The organism is Streptomyces sp. N35 (assembly GCF_016464295.1).
Classification (GTDB): Bacteria; Actinomycetota; Actinomycetes; order Streptomycetales; family Streptomycetaceae; genus Streptomyces.
Genome location: NZ_JAEIMH010000126.1, coordinates 1 through 18,139, shown reverse-complemented (window position 1 = coordinate 18,139; position 18,139 = coordinate 1). Strand labels below are relative to the sequence as shown.

Below are 18,139 nucleotides of genomic sequence, written 5' to 3'. Positions count from 1 at the left end.
GGGGGGGGGGGAGGCACCGCGCGCGCCCCCCCCCCCCCCCGCCCCGCCCGGCGCCCCTGCCGCGGCGGCGACCGCCCACGCGCAGGCGGCCAGTGCGTTCCAGCGGTCCGGCCGTACGGGGTCCGCGGGTACGGAGTCCGCCGCGGCCGACCGCCTCGCCACGGACTGCCAGGGTCTGGGGACCCCGGCGCTGCTCGCCTGGGCCCGTCCCCTCCCCCTGACCCGCCGCGAACGCGAGATCGCCCTCCTCGCGGCGGCGGGCCACAGCAACCAGCAGATAGCGGACCGCCTCACGCTCTCCGTCCGTACGGTGGAGGGCCACTTGTACCGGCTCTGCGCCAAGCTGGGCGTGTCGTCCCGCGCCGAACTGGCCCAGCTCCTCTCGCCGTCAAGGAAGGGCGCACTCCGCCCATAGGTACTTTCCGGGTTGTTGCAGCGGGTACGCCCCGTAGCGGTCCGCGCAGGCCTGCACGAGCAGGAGCCCACGGCCGCGCTCGCCTTGCGGCGCCTGCACGGGTACGCCGACGAACGGGGGTGGGATCTGCGGGTTCGCGTCCCACACGCCGACGCGCAGCCCTCCGTCGGGCCGCTCCCCGACACGGAGTCCGTACGGACCGCCCTTCCCGTAAAGATGCGCATTGGTGACGAGCTCACTCGCCAACAGCTCCGCGGTGGGCGTGAGTTCGTCGAGCCCGTACGTACGGAGGATCGCGCGGAGGGTTGCGCGGGCGATTCCGGGTGCGCGGGGGTCGTGGGGCAGTTGGAGCGTGTACGCCCATGGTTGTGCGGCTACGGTTGCCATCGGAAGTCTCCTTCAGGGATAGGTGGTTGAGGGTGCGGTGGCTCTGCCGCGGCGTCCCGCGGTGCTCTTCCGGGAGACTCAGAGTGACATAAACTATTTGCGATTCCTGCAATCGCTTTACGTTTTCATTCGTGTGGGTTACAAGGGGAGTTGAGCCATGGCTCCGCGCACCGCCGCCTCCGCCCGCCGCATCAGGCTGGGCACGGAGCTGCGCAGACTCAGAGAGCGCGCGGGCCTGTCCGCCACCGAGGCCGCTCGCGAACTGGGCGTCAGTCAAGCGCAGTTGAGCAACATCGAGGCGAGCCGGTTCGGCGTCAGCCCCGAACGGCTGCGCTCTCTGGCACGCATCTACCGGTGCTGCAACAAGGACTACCTCGACGGTCTCGTCGAGTTGGCGACGGAGCGAAAGGGCGGATGGTGGGAGACATTTCGCGACTACCTGCCGGGCGCCCTCCTGGACATCGCCGAGCTGGAGCAGCACGCCACACGCCTGTGCTCCGCCACCACCGCACACATCCCGGGCCTGCTCCAGACCACGGATCACGCCCGCGAGATCTTCCGTCAGGTCGTACCGGAGTTCTCACGCTCCGACCTCGAACACCGTGTCAGCTATCGGCTCCAGCGCCAGGCCGCGCTCGACCGCGTACCACCGACACCGTTCCGGGCGATCATCCATGAGGCGGCACTCCGTGTACCCGTCGGCGGCACCTCCGTCGCGAAAGACCAGCTCCAGCACCTGCTGGACCAGAGCGACCGCAAGCACGTCACCGTGCAGGTCATCCCGTTCGCGATCGGCGCCTACCCGGGGTCCGGGCAGACGATCTACTACGTATCGGGCCCCGTGCCTCAGCTCGACACCGTGACGCTGGACCAGTCCCACGGTCCCGTACTCGTGGACGCGGAGGCACAACTGGAGTCCTACCGACTGCTGCTGGACCGCATGACGGCGGTGGCCCTCGACACCACGCGCTCACGAGACCTCATCCACAACGTCCGCAAAGAACTGTGAGGCAGCCATGCTCGAATGGCAGAAGTCGTCCTACTGCGGCCAGGGCGAGTCGTGCGTCCACGTAGCCGCTGATGACGCGACCGTCCTGCTCACGGAGAGCGCCGATCCAAGCGGCGCGGTTCACCGCATGGACCGGGCCGAGTTCGGCGACCTGCTCGCCGACATCAAGGCCGGCGCCCCCGCCCCGACCGCCCCCGACGGAACGGTTCGCCTGGGCCCGGTCACCACCACGACAGACAGGTGGCACACCTTCGAACGAGGCGTCCGCGCAGGGGAGTTCGACCACGTCGTAGACCCCCCACATGCCACCGGGGCGTAACGATCGGAACAGCCTTGTGACCGAGTGGGTGGAGCGCGCGCTTCCGCTGGAGGCGGCGGGCCAGAATCCTGCCACCGCCCCCAGCATCGCGACCACAGGAGCCCGCCATGCCTCAGCCGCAGGTCATCCCCGTCACGCTCACACCCCAACAGGCCACCACCGGCGCGATATTCGAGGTCGACCAGGGCGGCCGGCGCATCGCCCTGCAGATCCCGCCGTGCCGCCACGGTGACGAGATCCGCATGACGGTCGGCGCCTCCGAGGTCATCCTCAGGATCCAGATCGACCTCTTCGGGGCCTCGGGGGCGCAGCAGCCCACGAACCCCTACGGCACGCCGCCCGCCCGCGCCACTCCGGGCCGATCGAAGGTCGGGGCCGGCCTCATCAAGGTCGTCCTGGCCGCCGCCGTCGCCGTCGGACTGTTCCTCGCCACGAGCATGGGCGATGACGACGACAGCAAGAACACCGGCTCGGGCACCCCCACCACCGCCGCGTCCACCCCGGCCGCGAGCGACCCGGCCACGGACAGCCCGTCCCCGTCCGAGAGCCCGGCCCCGGACCCGTACGACCAAGGCACCTGCCTCAACGGCACCCTGCCCGACTCGGAGACCGCCCAGGAGGTCGACGACGTCGAGGAGGTCGCCTGCTCGGCGAGCGACGCGCACTACAAGGTCATCCAGACCTTCCCGATGACCTCGGAACTCGACGAGTGCAACGCCAACCCGAAGACGCAGTACGCCTTCTCCTCGCGGTACACGATGAACGGCGCCGTGATCAGCGAGTACGTCTACTGCCTCGAGGGACTCGGCTCCTACGCCCGCAACTGACCACTCGGGCCGTACGGCACAATCGGGCCGTCCCGCACCCGTCTCCGGGGGAGAAACCGCATGGCGCCCAAGGTCATACCGATCACGATCACGGCCGAGCAGGCCGCCACCGGCGTGGACCTGCCCGTCCAGGGCAGTGGCATCAACGCCACCTTCCAGATCCCGCCCTGCCGCGCCGGCGACCTGATCCCCGCCTACCTGGCGGGCAACGAAGTCCGGCTGCGCATCGTCATCGTCAAGGAGCGCTCGCGCCCCAACGCCGCGATCGGCCGCTTCCTGGGCGCGTTCGCCGTGATCGCCGCCGTGGCGGGCGTCATCGTGGTGCTGATGCAGCGCTGAGCGGGAGGTAACGAGGGACGCGCCCAAAGGGCACGAGTTCCGCCCCCCCGCCAGCCCATTCCCCCCCGCCCCCGCCGGTGAACCACAGAGTGACCATGGGGACCGCCGTATCCCGCCCGGGCCCCCCCCCAGGGGGAGTCCCGGGCGGTATTCGTCGGTCCGCCACGCCTCCGGAACAACTCTGGCAACTGATGGCCGCAAGTCGACATGCGCCGGGCAAATCTCGGAGACAATGATGCCTGGCCTCTGCGCACCGGCAGGGGGTGCGGGAACTACCCACAAGGGGCGGTGAGTTACATGCTTCTGGCAGCCGAAAAGGGCGACATCACCACGATCATCGGCGGGATCGCCCCTGACTGGGGGCCGTTCGGGAGTCTGGGCGGCGAAGCCCGCGTGATGATCGAGGTCGTGATGGCGATCGCCATCCTCATCTGTCTCGGGATCGCGATCTGGGGCGCCGCGAAGCAGCGCATCGGCGCCACGGCCCTCCGGGACACCTTCAGCGCCGAGCAGGGCAAGGGCCTGATCGTCGCCGGCCTGACGGGCGTCTTCATCATCGGATCGCTCGGCACACTCTTCACGATCGTGTACGGGATGGCCGTCTAGACGCCTCCCCTGTGCCCGAGTTCGCAGTAGCCGACCGGGGCACCACCGACTGTTCCCGGCCACATTCCCATTCGTCCGTCGTGCCCACCGGCTGAGGTTGCGTCTCCCTGATGTCCAGTCACCACTCCGCGCACACGCGGCGACCGGCACGGCTACCGTCGTACTGCGCGGTTCTGCAATCGGTTGAGGGGGCGTACGCGTCATGAGTCTTGGCGGCGGTTACGACGACGATCGTCCCGGTCCCGAGGACGACGTCTTCTACGGCGGTACGGGAACGACGCGGACGCGCCTGCCGGAGGGCGACGGCGACGGCTACGGAGCACCCCGCCGCCCGGCCCGGGCTTCACGGTCCCTGGTCACGGTGGTCGGCGTGGTGGTGCTGCTGATCGCGGCGATTGCCTTTGCCAATCAGGGGGGTGAGGACGGGGACGGCGGCGGGTCGGGGGGCTCCAAGCCGGGGGCCAATCCGACGGCTGCGTCTGGTGAGGATGCGGTCGGCACAAAGGACGGCGGAATCCCGGTCGGGTTCAAGCAGTCCCGCACGGGTGTGCAGAGCGCTGCCGCCAACTACGCGGTGGCTCTGGGCTCGTACGACATGTTCGAAAAGGACAAGCGGCGCAACATCCTCGCCGTGGTGATGGCTCCGCAGAGCGTCCAGAGGTTCGAGGAGTCGCTCGACAAGGCCTACTCCGCCGACCTGTTCAAGAACCTCGGGCTGAACCAGGACGGCACGACCCCCAAGGGCTTCACGTTCGTCTCCCGTACGACACCGATCGGCACCAAGGTCACCTCGTACAGCAACGACAAGGCCACCGTCGAAGTTTGGTGCTCGGGGCTGCTCGGGCTCGCGGGTGAGGGTTCCACGAACCCGGTGACCAGTGACTGGTTCACGATCACGATGGAGCTGGAGTGGGTCGAAGGTGGCCACTGGCAGGCCGTGACGCACTCACAGAAGGCAGGTCCGACCCCCGTACCCGGCGACGATCGCGCCTCTGGCGCTGACGACATCGCGGATGCGGTCGAGCAGTACGGAGGGTTCACGTATGCGCGCTGACCGAAAGTGGGCCGTCGTCACCGGTGCCGTGCTGGCACTTCAGACAGCAGCGGTCCTGGGCGCGACGCGGGTCTACGCCGCGCCCACACCGGACCCGAGCGACAACCCGTGCGACCTCATCCACGGCCCCGCCAAGGAGTACTGCGAAAACGGCCGCTCCGGCTCATCCGACGCCCCCAAGACCCCCGCCGACGACGCCCTCAACACCCTCGACCCCCTCAGCTCCCTCGCAAGGGGCTGTGCCGACGCCGCCAGCTGGACCGTCGACAAGCTCAGCGACGCCGTTGCGAAAACAGCGGAAGTCGACTTCACCAACGACAAGTTCCTGCAGAGCTACGCCGTCGTCTTCGCCGCCTCCACCATCCTCACCCTCCTCCTGTGGCTGCTCGCCGTCGCCAAGCGGGCCGTACGAGGTGTCCCCCTCACCACGGCCATCGGTGAAGCCATCGGGTTCCTGTGGCTGACCGTCCTCGCCTCCGCCTTCACGCCGCTGATCCTCTACACGGTCGTCTCCGCCACCGACGGCATCACCGATGCCATCGCGCAGGCCACGGGGAATCAGACGGACACGTTCTTCGGGACCTTCTCCGAGGCCCTGAAGAAGGGCGAGAACATCGGCGGCGGGCCGATCATGCTGATCGTCGTCTCGCTCGTGTCGATCCTCGCGGCCGGGATCCTCTGGCTCGAGCTGGTCATCCGGGCCGCGCTCCTCTACGTGGGCGCCCTGCTCGGGACGGTCGTGTACGCCGGGCTCGTCGACAAGAACCTCTGGGGCCACGTACGGCGTTGGGCCGGGATCATGATCGCGGTGATCCTCGTCAAGCCGGTCATCGTCATCGTGCTCGGTCTGGCAGGCGCGCTGAGTGACGAGGACGGGCCGAACGCGTTCTCCGCCGTGGTCTCCGGCCTGAGCATCATCCTGCTCGCCATCTTCGCCAGCGCGATGATCTACCGCTTCGTACCCGGCTTCGGCGACGAGATCGCCGCAGGGCGCAACAACCGCATCATGCAGGGCGCCGAGGGCAAGGCCGCGGCCGTGATCTCCTCGCCCGCGGCCCTCGTCTCGCAGGGCATCAAGACCCACAGCTCGCGCGGCCGTGGCGGCGACAACAACCAGGGCGGCCAGGCCAGGCCCGCCAACCCCGCCTCCGGCGGAGTCGCCGCCCACAGCAGCCGCGGATCCAACGGCGGCGGAATCGTCCCCTCCGCCGCACCCCCGCCCCGTACGACTCCGAGCACGGGCACCCACAGCTCGCGCCGGACGGGAAACACCGCAAGCCGCACCAGCAACCGCTCGGGAGGTGAAGGGCGTTGACGACCCAGTCCCATACGGTCACGCCCCGCCGCACCTATCTCATCGGCCGCGCCCGGCCGAACGCGATCATCGGAAAGAACCGTGAGACCGGCGAGATCGCACTGATCATCGCGGGCGCGTTCCTCGGCATGATGTGCGGGCTCCTCGTGCCCGTGCTCAGCCTCAGGATCCTGCTGCTCATGGGCTTCCCGATGCTCGCGCTCGCGACGGTGTACGTCCCGTACAAGGGCCGCACGATCTTCAAGTGGTTCGAGATCAACCGCAGTTACAAGCGCACCCTGCGCCAGGGCACCGCCTACCGCTCGGGTGCGCCCGAGGCCGGTGTGCGGATGGACGGGCGCGAGATCGAGGTCGGTCCGCCGCCCGGGATCGGCCGGATCACCTGGCTCGCCGCCCCCTTCGGGCCCGACGAGATCGCCGTGCTGCTGCATGCAGACCGCCGTACGGTGACGGCCGCGATCGAGATCGAGGGACCCGGCGTCGGGCTCAGGGACTCCGAGGACCAGGAAGCTCTGGTCGACCGCTTCGGCACCCTGCTCAAGCACGTGGCCAACGGCGACGGCTTCGTCACCCGCCTGCAGATGCTCGCCCGCACCCTCCCGGCCGACCCCGACGCGCACGCCAAGGACGTCACCGTACGCGGGGACGAGAAGGCGCCCGTGTGGCTGCAGGACTCGTACGAGCAGCTGCAGTCCATGGTGTCCACCAGCAGTGAGCAGCACCGCGCCTACCTGGTGGCGTGCATGCACTACAGCCGGGAACTGGCGGCCGAGGCGGCGGCGATGGCGAAGGCCACACGGCCGCTCGCGGGCCGCAAGGTGGACAAGGACGCCGGGCTCGCCGTGGTCATGGCGCGCGAGCTCACGGATATCTGCTCGCGGCTGCAGGAGGCGGACATCCGCGTACGGCAGCCGCTCGGCCAGGGCCGGCTCGCGAGCCTCGTGCACTCGATGTACGACCCGGACCACCCGATCGACCACATCCAGGCCATGACCAAGCGCAATGCCTGGCCGGCCGAGCTGGACGCCCGCGAGGCCACGTATCTGACGGCGAAGACCCGGGAGTCCTCGACGCGTGCTCCCTGGTGCCATGCGACGGCCTGGGTGAAGGAGTGGCCGATGACGCCGGTCGGCGTCAACTTCCTCGCCCCGCTGCTGGTCCACACCCCGGACGTGATCCGGACCGTGGCCGTGACGATGGACCTCGAACCCACCGAGATCGCCATCGAGCGGATGTTGACCGAGAAGACCAACGACGAGGCCGAGGCCTCCCGTCAGATGAAGATGAACCGCACGGTCGACCCGCGCGACATCGCCGCGCACTCCCGCCTCGACCAGCGCGGCGAGGACCTCGCGAGCGGCGCCGCGGGCGTCAACCTCGTCGGCTACATCACGGTGTCCTCCCGTAACCCCGAAGCGCTGGCCAGGGACAAGCGGACGATCCGCGCCTCGGCCGGCAAGTCCTATCTCAAGCTGGAGTGGTGCGACCGCGAGCATCACCGGGCCTTCGTCAACACGCTGCCGTTCGCGACCGGCATCCGCCGCTAGCCGCCGAGCCGTCGTAAGGGGCACCAGCTCATGCGAGATCCGCTGACAGCGATCACGGACGCGTTCACCGCCTTCCTGTTCGGCAAGGTGGAGACGACCCGCCTGCCCGTCCGCACCTCCACCGGCCAGGCGCAGGCGGTCTACCTCCCGACGGCCGCCCCGGGACTCGGGGACTCGGGCGTGATCATCGGCCGCGAGGTGTACTCCGGCAAGGGCTACATCTACGACCCCTTCCAGTTGTACGGGCAGCAGCTGCCGGCTCCGCACTGGCTGGTGCTCGGCGAGTCCGGCAACGGCAAGTCGGCCCTCGAGAAGACGTATGTCCTGCGGCAGTTGAGGTTCCGCGACCGTCAGGTCGTCGTACTCGACGCGCAAGGCGAGGACGGGGTCGGCGAATGGAACCTCATCGCCCAGGAGCTGGGCATAACGCCGATCCGGCTCGACCCGACGGCCGCCCTGGACATGGGAATCCGGCTCAACCCGCTCGACCCTTCGATCACGACGACCGGTCAGCTCGCGCTGCTCCGGACGATCATCGAGGTCGCGATGGGGCACGGCCTTGACGAGCGCTCGGGCTTCGCCCTGAAGGTGGCGCACGCGTACGTCAACGAGACGATCGTGGAGCGTCAGCCCGTCCTGACCGACATCGTGGAGCAACTGCGCCACCCGGAGCCGGAGTCGGCCGAGGCGATGAACGTCGCCCTGGAGGACGTACGGGCCTGGGGTCTGGATGTCGCCCTGGTCCTGGACCGGTTGGTCGACGGTGACCTGCGGGGCATGTTCGACGGGCCGACGACGGTGGGCATCGATCTCGACGCCCCGCTGATCGTCTTCGACCTGTCCCACATCGACCGCAACTCGATCGCGATGCCGATCCTGATGGCGATTGTGGGCGTGTGGCTCGAGCACACGTGGATCCGGCCCGACCGCAAGAAGCGCATCTTCCTGGTGGAGGAGGCGTGGCACATCATCAACTCGCCGTTCGTGGCCCAGCTGTTCCAGCGGCTCCTCAAGTTCGGCCGGCGCCTCGGTCTCTCCTTCGTGGCCGTGGTGCACCACCTGTCGGACGTGGTGGACGGTGCGGCGGCCAAGGAAGCGGCGGCGATCCTCAAGATGGCGTCCACCCGCACAATTTACGCCCAGAAGGCGGACGAGGCGCGGGCCACCGGAAGGGTCCTGGGTTTGCCGCGCTGGGCCGTGGAGATCATTCCCACGCTGACCCCGGGCATCGCGGTGTGGGACGTCAACGGCAATGTCCAAGTCGTCAAGCACCTCATCACCGAGATGGAACGGCCGTTGGTGTACACCGACCGGGCCATGACGGAGTCCGGTGCGGATCAGGTCGCCTCGGCCTCCGAGGAACTCCTTGCCGCCGAACGGGAGGCGGAGGAGAGGGCGTTGTACATGGAGCAGCAGATGGGTACGTCGTCAGAGTCCACGGTGGCGTGAGATGCGATACGAGCATGAGCGGGGGTATCACCGGGACCGCAGACCGGAATCGGGCGGAGGGATCCCTGACGGACTGCTCGTGGGGCTCCTCGCGTTCGTGCTCGGACTCTCGATCCTGGTGTGGACCGCCACCGGGCTCGCGGGCTTGCTCGCGCACGGTGCGTGGCCCTCGGGTGTGACCTTCGGCCGGACACCTCTTGCGATAAGGCACTTGGTGGCCGCGCCGCACGACCTGGTCGGCGCCTGGCCCGCCACTGAGGCCTCGCAGCTCTCCGGTTACGGGCTGTTCTGGGGCCTGGTGATCGGGCAGGCGATGGTGCTCGTGGTCCTCACGGTGTTCGTGCTGGGGACGTGGACGCGGTGGCGTGCGGTCAAACAGTCTTCCCGCGACGCAGTCGCGGAGCAGCTTGCGCCGGAGGCGCCACAGCGCATGGTGCCGGAGGCACCCCAGAGTCTGACGCCTCAGGCGCCGGTGCCCACGACGCCGGAGGCTTCGGTCGAGCGGGTGCCTCAGGCGCCGGAGGCGCGGACCCCGCTGCCCCGGCAACGCAAACCGCTCGTCCTGGGCGACCCCCGAACCCGTAAACCCCTTGCCGTACAGGCGATCCAGGACGCCGAGGGCGCAGCCGTCATCGTCACGAGCGACCCCACCGTCTGGGAGGAGACCAAGGACGCCCGGGCCAAGCTCGGCCCGGTCCTCCTCTACGACCCGGGCCATCTCTGCGACACCCCGGCCCGTATGCACTGGAACCCCGCCGTCGGCTGCGAGGACAAGCAGACCGCGCGGGAGAGAGCCGAGGCCCTGCTCGCCCCGGTCCGCCCGACCGCCAAGCTGGACGCGGCCACGGCCGCCACCGCGGAAACGCTGCTGCGCAGCTACCTGCACGCCGCCGCCCTCGACAACCGCGCTTTCAAGCACGTCCACCGCTGGGCCCAGGGCAGCAACGTCCAGGACGCGGTACGGACGCTCCGTACGCACACCCATGCCGCACCCGGCTCGGCAGGCGAACTCGAGGCCGAGCTCACCGCGCACCCCGAACGCCGTGACATGGCACAGGAGTTGACGGCCCGCGCCCTGTCCTCGCTCTTCTCGATCCATATCCGCGAGGCGTGCACACCCAACCGAACAGATGCCCTCACCCTGGATTCCTTCGCTGACGAAGGGGGCACGCTTTACGTGGTGGGTGAAGCCATCGAGGATCCACGGACGCAGCCCGGTGCCATGCCTTTGCTCACCGCACTCGTGTCGAGCGTGGTCGAGCGCGGCCGGCGCATGGCCGAACGGTCATCTGCCGGTCGCCTCGACCCACCACTGACCTTGGTACTGGACGATGTCGCCGCGGTGGCTCCGCTTCCCCAGCTCCCGGAGCTGCTCACGCCCGGCACGGAACACCAGGGTCTGGTGACACTGGCCCTGCTCCGCTCCCGGGAGCAGGGCCGCTCACGCTGGCCGGACGCCGAACTGCCGGTCTAGCCCGCGGACTTGCCGTACAGCGTGAGGAAGAGTCCGATCCCCTCCCGCACCAGGCGGTCGAAGTGCTCGGGCGCCAGGGTGAGCGCCCCCTGGGCCGTCTCCGCCGCCACCGCCCCCGCCGTGAACAGGGCGAGGTGCCGCGCGGCCCGCTCCGCGTTCTCCTCGTCGATCGCCAGGAGCCCGTCCCGCCCCACCGCCAGGAGATGCCGCTTCAGGGCCTCCCGCGTCGCCCTCGGCCCGATGCGCTGCCATTCCTCCAGTACGTCCGCGGGCAGCCGGTTCGCCTCCGGGATGATCTGCCGTACGAGAGCGAAGTGCTCGGGGTGGGCCTCCGCCCCGCCGACCCACTCGCGCACCATGTCGAGAAGATCTCCCTCGGGATCCCGGAACTTGTGGAAGTGCCGGTCCAGCAGCTCCTGTTGAGCGGTGGTGACCGCGACCGAGCTGTCGAGCAGCACGGCCCGGAACAGGCCTTCCTTGTCCCCGAAGTGGTTGTAGAGCGTACGGCTCGACACCCCGGCCTCCGCGGCGATCGCGTCGATGCTCGCCCGCGTGAAGCCCTCGCGCCCGAAGACCGCCCGAGCACCCCTGAGGATCGCCTGCCGCTTCTCCAACATCCCCTTGCGCAGGGGCTTTTGCGCACTTGGGAGTCCGGCTTGCCCGCTCTCGTCCTGCTTCGCCATGCCAAACCTCAACCTAGCTTGACCCGAAAATTACAATGACCGTTGTAATAGCTACAACGCTCGTTGTAGTTTATCGCCATGGCAACCGCAGCGCATACCCCGGCGCACAGGGGCAGGACCACTCTGGCCGTCGTCCTCCTCGGCCTCTTCACCCTCCCGATGGCCATGTCCGGCACCACCGTCGCCCTGCCGAGCATCGGCGCCGACCTCGACGCGAGCGGCGGGGCCCTCAACTGGGTGGTGACCGGCTACTTCCTGGCCGCCTCCTCCTTCATGCTCGTCGCCGGTTCGCTCGGCGACCTCTACGGCCGCCGCCGGCTCTTCTCGCTCGGCGCGCTCCTCTACACCGTGAGCACCATCGCCTCGGCCGCCGCCCAGAACATCCTGCTGCTCGACATCGCCCGCATCATGGTGGGCATCGGCGCGGCCGGCGTGATGGCCACCGGCACCGCGCTGCTCGCCACGATCTTCGAAGGGCCCGCCCGCACCAAGGCGTTCGCGCTGGCCGGCACCACAGGCTCCGTCGGTCTCTCGCTCGGCCCGACCGTCTCCGGTTCGATCGTGGACGCCCTCGGCTGGCGCACCACGTTCCTCGCCTACGCGGCCGTGGGCGCCGTGATCCTCGTCGGCTCGGTCGTCCTGCCGGACGCGCGGGCCGCCGTACGCCCCAAGGTCGACAAGGCGGGCGCCGCCACCTTCATCTCCGGACTCGCCCTCACCCTGTTCGCGATCACCCAGGGCCCGCAGCAGGGCTGGGGTTCGCCCCCCCCCCTGCTCCCGGTGCCCCTGGGGCCGGGGGCGCCCCCCACGTTCGTACGCCGGGGGGGGCGGCCCGCCGCCCCCGGCGGCCGGCCCATCCTGGACATCTCCCTGGCCGCCGACCGCACGTTCATCGCCTGGCCGCTCGGCTCCTTCGCGCTCGGCGCGGGCACCGGGGCGGCCATGGTCTTCCTGCCCACGTACCTGCAAGGGACCAGCGGGTTCAGCGCACGCGAAGCCGGACTCGTGCTGCTCTTCCTGAGCGTCCCGATGGCCGTGCTGCCCCAGATCGGCGCCCGGCTGGTCAACCGCGGCGTGACCGTACGCACCCTGCTCCTGACCTCGCTTGTCCTGATCAGCGCGGCCAACATCTGGCTCGGCGCGGTCCTGCACCCCGGGATGGGCACCGCTCCGCTCGCCGCCCCGGTCCTGATCCTCGGCGCCGCCACCGGTCTCTCGATCGCCATCATCGACGCCCAGGCGCTCACCGCGGTCGACCCCTCCCGTACGGGCATGGCCTCGGGCTTCCTCAACACGGTCCGCGGCGGCACCGGCGCGGTGATGCTCACGGTCTTCGGCGCCCTGCTGCTCGCGCTGCTCGAAGCGCGGGCCGGCTCGCCGGAGGCGGCCGGGCGGATCTCCTCGGGAGTGGCCCAGGAGGCCCTCCAGGCCGAGCAGTTCAGCGCATCGATGCGGCTCGGGCTGTGGGCGGTGGCCGGCCTGGTGGCCGTGCTCGCCCTGGCCGTGGCGGCGCTGACGCGTACCACCCGGCCCGGCGCACAGAGCCCTGACCGTACGAACACCGACCCGGCGCCGCTGGCGGAACCCACAACACTGCAGACTCGCTGATCACCCCTCGCTTCAACTGTCCGTATAGCGAACACACTTGACCAAGAGGAGTTCCTGCCATGTCCACCACGCCCTACCGCCTCGCCGTGATCGTCGGCTCCACCCGTGACGGCCGCTTCGGCCCGACGGTCGGCCAGTGGTTCACCGCGCTCGCCGAGCAGCACTCCGGCGCCGAGCTCGACGTGATCGACGTAGCCGACCTGGAGCTGCCGGCCTGCCACCCGAACTGGGGCACGGAGCGCACCCCGGCCCTCACAGAGCTGGCCGCGCGGGTCGAGGCCGCGGACGCCTATGTCGTGGTCACCCCCGAGTACAACCACAGTTACCCGGCCCAGCTGAAGCACTTCATCGACCTGCACCGCACCGAGTGGAACGCCAAGCCGGTCGGCTTCGTCTCGTACGGCGGTGTCTCCGGCGGTCTGCGCGCCGTCGAGCACCTGCGCCAGGTCTTCGCCGAGGTGCACTGCGTGACCATCCGCGACGGCGTGAGCTTCCACGGCGCCTGGGACCACTTCGGCGAGGACGGCAAGGCCCACGACCCCCAGGGTGCGGCGGGCGCGGCCAAGACCATGCTGGACCAGCTGGACTGGTGGGCCCGGACGCTCCGTGCGGGCCGCGCGGAGCGTCCGTACAACTAAGGCCTGCGCTATGGCTTGCTGAGCACCATTTCGTACTCCAGCTTCGAGGGGTCGGCCTCCAACGGGACGACCCCTCCGCTGCGTTCGAACCCGATCTTCTTGTACGCGGCCTGTGCCCTGTGGTTGTCCTGGTGGACGAAGAGCCGCGCCCTCTCCACCCCCTCGACCGACCAGGACCACTCGGCGGCGGCCTCGAACAGCCGCTGCACCAGCCCGCTGCCGCGGTGCTCGGGGTCCACGTAGACACCTACGAAGTGCGCACCGGTCACCGGCATCACCACGCCGAAGAAGTCCTCCCGGCCGGCATGTTCAATGATCGACACTGTCGCACCGACCCAGCAGCCGTGCTCATCCACCGCCACGAACTGGCGCCCGTCCCGGCCGTGGGAGTTGCCGGCGGCGCGGTCCTGCCAGAACTGGTCGGGCCGCGCCTTCGCCGCCTCGTAGGTCTCCAGGTAGGCGATGGGCGCGGCGGGATCCTGCAGCGCCTGCAGCCGCAGGTCCCTGACCTGCTCCCATTCGTCGGCGCGTACGGCGCGTATCTCGTAGCTCATACGGCGATCGTCGCCGCAGGTCAGGGCAGGGCGCAAGACGATATCCCCAGGTGCGACGCGACCGTCGTACCTGGGTACTAGAGCCGCCCGCCAGGTGCCGCCCCCGGTCCGACGGAACGGGCCTTCGCTCTCCGTAGCGTCATTCTCATGATTCGAGCCAACGGACTCACCAAGAAGTACGGCGACAAGACCGTCGTCGACGACCTGAGCTTCGAGGTCAAGCCCGGCACCGTGACCGGCTTCCTCGGCCCCAACGGCGCCGGCAAGTCCACCACGATGCGGATGCTGCTCGGCCTCGACACCCCGACCCGCGGCACCGCCATCCTCGGCGGCCACGCCTACGCCGGCCACGCCGCACCGCTCACCGAGGTCGGCGCGCTCCTGGAGGCCCGCTCGGTCCACCCCGGCCGCAGCGCCCGCAACCACCTGATCTCCCTGGCCCTCACCCACGGCATCCCGGGCTCCCGTGTCGACCACGTACTCGATCTGGCCGGCATCACCGAGGTCGCCGGCAAGCGCGTCAAGGGTTTCTCGCTCGGCATGGGCCAGCGCCTGGGCATCGCGGCCGCGCTGCTCGGCGACCCGGCCACGGTGATCCTCGACGAGCCGGTCAACGGCCTCGACCCCGAGGGCGTCCTGTGGATCCGCAACCTTCTCAAGTCCCTTGCCGCGGAAGGCCGTACGGTCCTGGTCTCCTCGCACCTGATGAGCGAGATGGCCCTGACGGCCGACCACCTGGTCATCATCGGCCGCGGCAGACTCCTCGCGGACACGACGGTGGATTCCTTCGTACGGGAAGCAGGCGCCGGAGCGGTCAAGGTGGTCACCCCGTCGGCCGGTGAACTCGCCGCGCTTCTGGCCGGCCCTTCCGTGACGGTCACCAGCGACAGCCCCGGAACCCTGGACGTGCGCGGCACGGACGCCGAGCAGATCGGCCGCACCGCCGCCGCCCACGGCATCCCCCTCTACGAACTCACCCCGCGCGCCGCCTCGTTGGAGCAGGCCTTCATGGACCTGACCCGTGACTCGGTCGAGTACAACGCCACTGTGAACTCTGAGATCTCTGTGAAGGGACACGCAGCATGAGCACCGCCACGATCGCCCGGCCGACCCGCACCACGTCCTCCTACGCCGTGACGCCCGCCCGCGTACTGCGCTCCGAATGGCACAAGTTCTGGACGGTCCGCTCCACCTGGATCACGCTGCTCTCCTCGGCGGTCCTGATCATCGGCCTCGGGCTCCTGGTCTCCGCCAACTACGACACGGGAAACCGGGAGTTCGTCGACCCGATCGGGATCGGCCTGGCCGGCACACAGATCGCGCAGATCTCACTGCCGGTCCTGGGTGTTCTGATGATCGCGGGCGAGTACACGAGCGGCATGATCCGCGCCTCCCTCACCGCGGTGCCCAAGCGGGCCCCAGTCCTGTGGTCGAAGGCCGCCGTCCTCGCGGCCATCGTCTTCCCGCTGACCCTGGTGACCTGCCTGATCGCCTACCCGCTGGGGCAGATCTTCCTGGCCGGCACCGACCAGGAGGCGGCCCTCACCGACCCGGGCGTCCTCACCTCCATCGTGGGGGTGGCCGCCGGCATCACGGCCCTGTCGGTCTTCGCCCTCGGGCTCGGCGCCGTGCTCCGCTCGGTCGCGGGCGGCATCTCGGCCTTCGTCGGCGGGGTCATGATCCTGCCGGAAGTCATCTCCATGATTCCGGTCGACGCCGTGGACACCGCGATCGAGTACTTCCCGGTGCAGGCCGCGGGCAATGCGGGCGCCCTCGACACCGTCGCGGGTGCGCCCTCACCGGCCGCGTCCCTGATCGCCTTGGTCCTGTGGGCGGTCGGATCGGTCGCCGTCGCCGCGCTCTTCCTCAAGCGCCGGGACGTATGACCTGCTGTGGCGGAGGATGAGCCCGTGACCGATCAGCAGAGAGAGGGTGTCCGCACCGCGGGCGCCCTCTCGTCCACCCGTCCGCTGCAGCAACTCCTGCAGCGCATCCGCGTCTTCGACCGGCGCAGGCCCTGGGTGTGGGACCTCGTCGTCACGCTGTTCTGGGTGGGCGCCGCCCTCACCGACTACGCGAGCAGCGGCTGGCGCATGATCGCCCAGAACCTGAACGTGCCGGACTGGCAGCTCCTCGTCCTCAGCCTGGGCTTCACCGTTCCGCTCTACTGGCGCCGCCGCCACCCCATGGCCGTCCTCCTCGCGACCGCGCCTTTCGCACTCGCCAACGGCTGGACGGGCGCCATCCTCCAGGCCCACTTCGCCCAGCTCATCGCGGTGTTCAATCTGGCGGTGCACCGCCCGCTCAAGCAGCTGCTCCCCGCCGCCGTGGTGGTTCTCGCCCCGCTGGTCCCCGGCGCCCTGCGCTATCCGCTCGCTGCCTGGGACGGCTCCTTCGGCCCTGCGGTCTGGGGCTTCATCCTCACCGCGCTCCTCGGCATCGCGGTCCGCTCCCGTATGGAACACCTCGCCTCACTCGTCGAACACGCCCGCAGCCTCGAGATCGAACGCGACCAGCAGGCCCAGCTCGCCGCCGCGGCCGAACGCACCCGTATCGCCCGCGAGATGCACGACATCATCGGACACAACCTCTCGGTCATCACGGGCCTCGCGGACGGCGGCGCGTACGCGGCGAAGAAGAACCCGGAGCGTGCGGTGCAGGCACTGGAAGCCATCGGCACCACCAGCCGCGGGGCGTTGGGCGAACTGCGCCGCCTCCTGGACGTCCTGCGCGAGGAGTCCCCCGCCGCGGAGCTGGCCCCTGCTCCTGCGCTCTGCGACCTCGACTCCCTGATCGAGGGCGTACGTTCCGCAGGACTGCCCGTCCGTATGACAGTCACGGGCAGTCCGGTGCCCCTGTCTCCCGGCATGGAGCTGACGCTCTACCGCGTGATCCAGGAAGCGCTCACCAACACCCTGAAGCACGGCGGCCCATCGGCCACCGCCGAGGTGCGCGCCTCGTACGAGACCGACTCGGTGACCGTGACCGTGACGGACACCGGCCACGCACACGCTCCGGCCTCCGACGGGACCGGCCGTGGACTGGCCGGGATGCGGGAGCGAACAGCCCTCTATCAGGGCACACTTGAGGCCGGACCCCTGCCGGCCGGCGGCTGGCGGGTCCACCTCAGCATCCCGATCCCGCCCCCGGAAGGCCCCACTCCGTGACGACCGTGCTCATCGTCGACGACCAGCCCATGCAACGCTTCGGCTTCCGCATGCTCCTGGAGAGCCAGGACGACCTCACGGTCGCCGGCGAAGCGTCCAACGGCGCCGAGGCGATACGCCTGGTCTCCGAACTCCGCCCGGACGTCGCCCTGATGGACATCCGCATGCCGGGGCTCGACGGCATCGAGGCCACCCGCCGTATCGTCGCGGCCGGCGACCGCACCCGGGTCCTGATCCTCACGACGTTCGACCTCGACGAGTACGCGTACGCGGGTCTGCGGGCCGGAGCCTCCGGCTTCCTGGTCAAGGACGCCCAGCCCGAGGAACTCCTCGCCGGGATCCGGGCCGTGGCCTCCGGTGACGCGGTGGTCGCCCCGAGCCTGACGCGCCGGCTCCTCGACGCGTACGCGGAGAAGCTGCCGAAACCGGGCGAGCCGGAAGCGGCCGCCCAGGACTCCCGTATCACTCAACTCACCGAGCGGGAACGGGAGATCCTCACGGTCATCGGCCAGGGCTGGACGAACTCGGAGATCGCCGAGCGCTTCCATCTCGCGGAGTCGACGGTGAAGACACACATCGGCCGCATCCTGGCGAAGACGGGGGCGCGGGACCGCGTACAGGCGGTGATCCTGGCGTACGACACCCGCCTCGTAAAGCCTTCCTGAAATACAAAAAAGCCCCCGCCCGCTAAGGGGGGGGGGTTTTCTTTAAAAAAGGTCGGCGGGGGCCCTCTCTCCCCCCGGGCGCC

20 protein-coding genes are annotated in these 18,139 nt (G+C 69.7%); 17 read left to right on the top strand and 3 right to left on the bottom strand.

What is annotated here, in order from left to right; all coding sequences use genetic code 11:
* The coding region (locus tag JAO81_RS39060) for a response regulator transcription factor (RefSeq protein WP_199552756.1) at positions 1 to 415 on the top strand (415 nt) is incomplete at its 5' end.
* On the opposite strand, the gene JAO81_RS39055 is transcribed toward JAO81_RS39060, so the two are convergent.
* Complete coding sequence (locus JAO81_RS39055; RefSeq protein WP_199552755.1) at positions 389 to 802, bottom strand: ATP-binding protein; 414 nt, start codon at positions 800 to 802, stop codon at positions 389 to 391. The genes JAO81_RS39060 and JAO81_RS39055 overlap by 27 nt on opposite strands.
* Before the next feature lie 157 nt (positions 803 to 959).
* Here JAO81_RS39055 and JAO81_RS39050 point away from each other — a divergent pair, with 157 nt between their 5' ends.
* The 10 genes from JAO81_RS39050 to JAO81_RS39005 all read left to right on the top strand — a co-directional run bounded on the left by JAO81_RS39050 (position 960) and on the right by JAO81_RS39005 (position 10,741).
* Positions 960 to 1,811, top strand: coding sequence for a helix-turn-helix transcriptional regulator (locus JAO81_RS39050; protein WP_199552754.1), 852 nt, complete (start codon positions 960 to 962; stop codon positions 1,809 to 1,811).
* A gap of 7 nt (positions 1,812 to 1,818) precedes the next feature.
* Positions 1,819 to 2,130: a DUF397 domain-containing protein gene (locus tag JAO81_RS39045; RefSeq protein WP_199552753.1), complete on the top strand. Its 312-nt coding sequence runs from the start codon at positions 1,819 to 1,821 to the stop codon at positions 2,128 to 2,130.
* 107 nt (positions 2,131 to 2,237) lie between these two features.
* Entirely contained in the window at positions 2,238 to 2,957 is a 720-nt protein-coding gene (locus JAO81_RS39040) for a hypothetical protein (protein WP_199552752.1), read from the top strand.
* 60 nt (positions 2,958 to 3,017) lie between these two features.
* Positions 3,018 to 3,296: a hypothetical protein gene (locus tag JAO81_RS39035; protein WP_199552751.1), complete on the top strand. Its 279-nt coding sequence runs from the start codon at positions 3,018 to 3,020 to the stop codon at positions 3,294 to 3,296.
* A 297-nt stretch (positions 3,297 to 3,593) separates the two neighbouring features.
* On the top strand, positions 3,594 to 3,902 hold the full coding sequence (locus JAO81_RS39030; RefSeq protein ID WP_187819562.1) for a hypothetical protein: 309 nt from the start codon (positions 3,594 to 3,596) through the stop codon (positions 3,900 to 3,902).
* 202 nt (positions 3,903 to 4,104) lie between these two features.
* A complete protein-coding gene (locus tag JAO81_RS39025) occupies positions 4,105 to 4,956 on the top strand; it encodes a hypothetical protein (protein ID WP_199552750.1) in 852 nt (283 codons plus the stop codon).
* On the top strand, positions 4,946 to 6,271 hold the full coding sequence (locus JAO81_RS39020; RefSeq protein ID WP_199552749.1) for a hypothetical protein: 1,326 nt from the start codon (positions 4,946 to 4,948) through the stop codon (positions 6,269 to 6,271). The genes JAO81_RS39025 and JAO81_RS39020 overlap by 11 nt, the downstream gene beginning before the upstream one ends.
* Positions 6,268 to 7,818, top strand: coding sequence for an SCO6880 family protein (locus tag JAO81_RS39015; RefSeq protein ID WP_199552748.1), 1,551 nt, complete (start codon positions 6,268 to 6,270; stop codon positions 7,816 to 7,818). The genes JAO81_RS39020 and JAO81_RS39015 overlap by 4 nt, the downstream gene beginning before the upstream one ends.
* Positions 7,819 to 7,848: 30 nt before the next feature.
* Positions 7,849 to 9,267, top strand: a complete 1,419-nt coding sequence (locus tag JAO81_RS39010) for an ATP-binding protein (protein ID WP_199552747.1) — start codon at positions 7,849 to 7,851, stop codon at positions 9,265 to 9,267.
* A gap of 1 nt (position 9,268) precedes the next feature.
* On the top strand, positions 9,269 to 10,741 hold the full coding sequence (locus JAO81_RS39005) for a type VI secretion protein (protein ID WP_199552746.1): 1,473 nt from the start codon (positions 9,269 to 9,271) through the stop codon (positions 10,739 to 10,741).
* Here the strand turns inward: JAO81_RS39005 and JAO81_RS39000 are convergent.
* Complete coding sequence (locus JAO81_RS39000; RefSeq protein WP_199552745.1) at positions 10,738 to 11,424, bottom strand: TetR/AcrR family transcriptional regulator; 687 nt, start codon at positions 11,422 to 11,424, stop codon at positions 10,738 to 10,740. The two genes, JAO81_RS39005 and JAO81_RS39000, sit on opposite strands and share 4 nt — an antisense overlap.
* A gap of 78 nt (positions 11,425 to 11,502) precedes the next feature.
* Here JAO81_RS39000 and JAO81_RS38995 point away from each other — a divergent pair, with 78 nt between their 5' ends.
* A complete protein-coding gene (locus JAO81_RS38995; RefSeq protein WP_199552744.1) occupies positions 11,503 to 13,032 on the top strand; it encodes an MFS transporter in 1,530 nt (509 codons plus the stop codon).
* Positions 13,033 to 13,091: 59 nt separating this feature from the next.
* Complete coding sequence (locus tag JAO81_RS38990; protein ID WP_199552743.1) at positions 13,092 to 13,670, top strand: NADPH-dependent FMN reductase; 579 nt, start codon at positions 13,092 to 13,094, stop codon at positions 13,668 to 13,670.
* 8 nt (positions 13,671 to 13,678) lie between these two features.
* On the opposite strand, the gene JAO81_RS38985 is transcribed toward JAO81_RS38990, so the two are convergent.
* Positions 13,679 to 14,224, bottom strand: coding sequence for a GNAT family N-acetyltransferase (locus JAO81_RS38985; RefSeq protein ID WP_199552742.1), 546 nt, complete (start codon positions 14,222 to 14,224; stop codon positions 13,679 to 13,681).
* Positions 14,225 to 14,371: 147 nt separating this feature from the next.
* Here JAO81_RS38985 and JAO81_RS38980 point away from each other — a divergent pair, with 147 nt between their 5' ends.
* From JAO81_RS38980 to JAO81_RS38965, 4 genes are read left to right on the top strand one after another with little or no spacing between them, the layout of a single operon-like run.
* On the top strand, positions 14,372 to 15,310 hold the full coding sequence (locus tag JAO81_RS38980) for an ATP-binding cassette domain-containing protein (RefSeq protein WP_199552741.1): 939 nt from the start codon (positions 14,372 to 14,374) through the stop codon (positions 15,308 to 15,310).
* On the top strand, positions 15,307 to 16,110 hold the full coding sequence (locus JAO81_RS38975) for an ABC transporter permease subunit (RefSeq protein ID WP_199552740.1): 804 nt from the start codon (positions 15,307 to 15,309) through the stop codon (positions 16,108 to 16,110). The genes JAO81_RS38980 and JAO81_RS38975 overlap by 4 nt, the downstream gene beginning before the upstream one ends.
* 24 nt (positions 16,111 to 16,134) lie before the next feature.
* Positions 16,135 to 17,391, top strand: a complete 1,257-nt coding sequence (locus tag JAO81_RS38970; protein ID WP_199552739.1) for a sensor histidine kinase — start codon at positions 16,135 to 16,137, stop codon at positions 17,389 to 17,391.
* Complete coding sequence (locus JAO81_RS38965) at positions 17,388 to 18,056, top strand: response regulator transcription factor (RefSeq protein WP_199552738.1); 669 nt, start codon at positions 17,388 to 17,390, stop codon at positions 18,054 to 18,056. The genes JAO81_RS38970 and JAO81_RS38965 overlap by 4 nt, the downstream gene beginning before the upstream one ends.
* Positions 18,057 to 18,139 lie beyond the last annotated feature (83 nt).

Bases quoted from the DNA above. Each gene is read 5' to 3' on its own strand.
- JAO81_RS39055 (WP_199552755.1), bottom strand. From the start codon at position 802: ATGGCAACCGTAGCCGCACAACCATGGGCGTACACGCTCCAACTGCCC.
- JAO81_RS39050 (WP_199552754.1), top strand. From the start codon at position 960: ATGGCTCCGCGCACCGCCGCCTCCGCCCGCCGCATCAGGCTGGGCACG.
- JAO81_RS39045 (WP_199552753.1), top strand. From the start codon at position 1,819: ATGCTCGAATGGCAGAAGTCGTCCTACTGCGGCCAGGGCGAGTCGTGC.
- JAO81_RS39040 (WP_199552752.1), top strand. From the start codon at position 2,238: ATGCCTCAGCCGCAGGTCATCCCCGTCACGCTCACACCCCAACAGGCC.
- JAO81_RS39035 (WP_199552751.1), top strand. From the start codon at position 3,018: ATGGCGCCCAAGGTCATACCGATCACGATCACGGCCGAGCAGGCCGCC.
- JAO81_RS39030 (WP_187819562.1), top strand. From the start codon at position 3,594: ATGCTTCTGGCAGCCGAAAAGGGCGACATCACCACGATCATCGGCGGG.
- JAO81_RS39025 (WP_199552750.1), top strand. From the start codon at position 4,105: ATGAGTCTTGGCGGCGGTTACGACGACGATCGTCCCGGTCCCGAGGAC.
- JAO81_RS39020 (WP_199552749.1), top strand. From the start codon at position 4,946: ATGCGCGCTGACCGAAAGTGGGCCGTCGTCACCGGTGCCGTGCTGGCA.
- JAO81_RS39010 (WP_199552747.1), top strand. From the start codon at position 7,849: ATGCGAGATCCGCTGACAGCGATCACGGACGCGTTCACCGCCTTCCTG.
- JAO81_RS39005 (WP_199552746.1), top strand. From the start codon at position 9,269: ATGCGATACGAGCATGAGCGGGGGTATCACCGGGACCGCAGACCGGAA.
- JAO81_RS39000 (WP_199552745.1), bottom strand. From the start codon at position 11,424: ATGGCGAAGCAGGACGAGAGCGGGCAAGCCGGACTCCCAAGTGCGCAA.
- JAO81_RS38995 (WP_199552744.1), top strand. From the start codon at position 11,503: ATGGCAACCGCAGCGCATACCCCGGCGCACAGGGGCAGGACCACTCTG.
- JAO81_RS38990 (WP_199552743.1), top strand. From the start codon at position 13,092: ATGTCCACCACGCCCTACCGCCTCGCCGTGATCGTCGGCTCCACCCGT.
- JAO81_RS38985 (WP_199552742.1), bottom strand. From the start codon at position 14,224: ATGAGCTACGAGATACGCGCCGTACGCGCCGACGAATGGGAGCAGGTC.
- JAO81_RS38980 (WP_199552741.1), top strand. From the start codon at position 14,372: ATGATTCGAGCCAACGGACTCACCAAGAAGTACGGCGACAAGACCGTC.
- JAO81_RS38975 (WP_199552740.1), top strand. From the start codon at position 15,307: ATGAGCACCGCCACGATCGCCCGGCCGACCCGCACCACGTCCTCCTAC.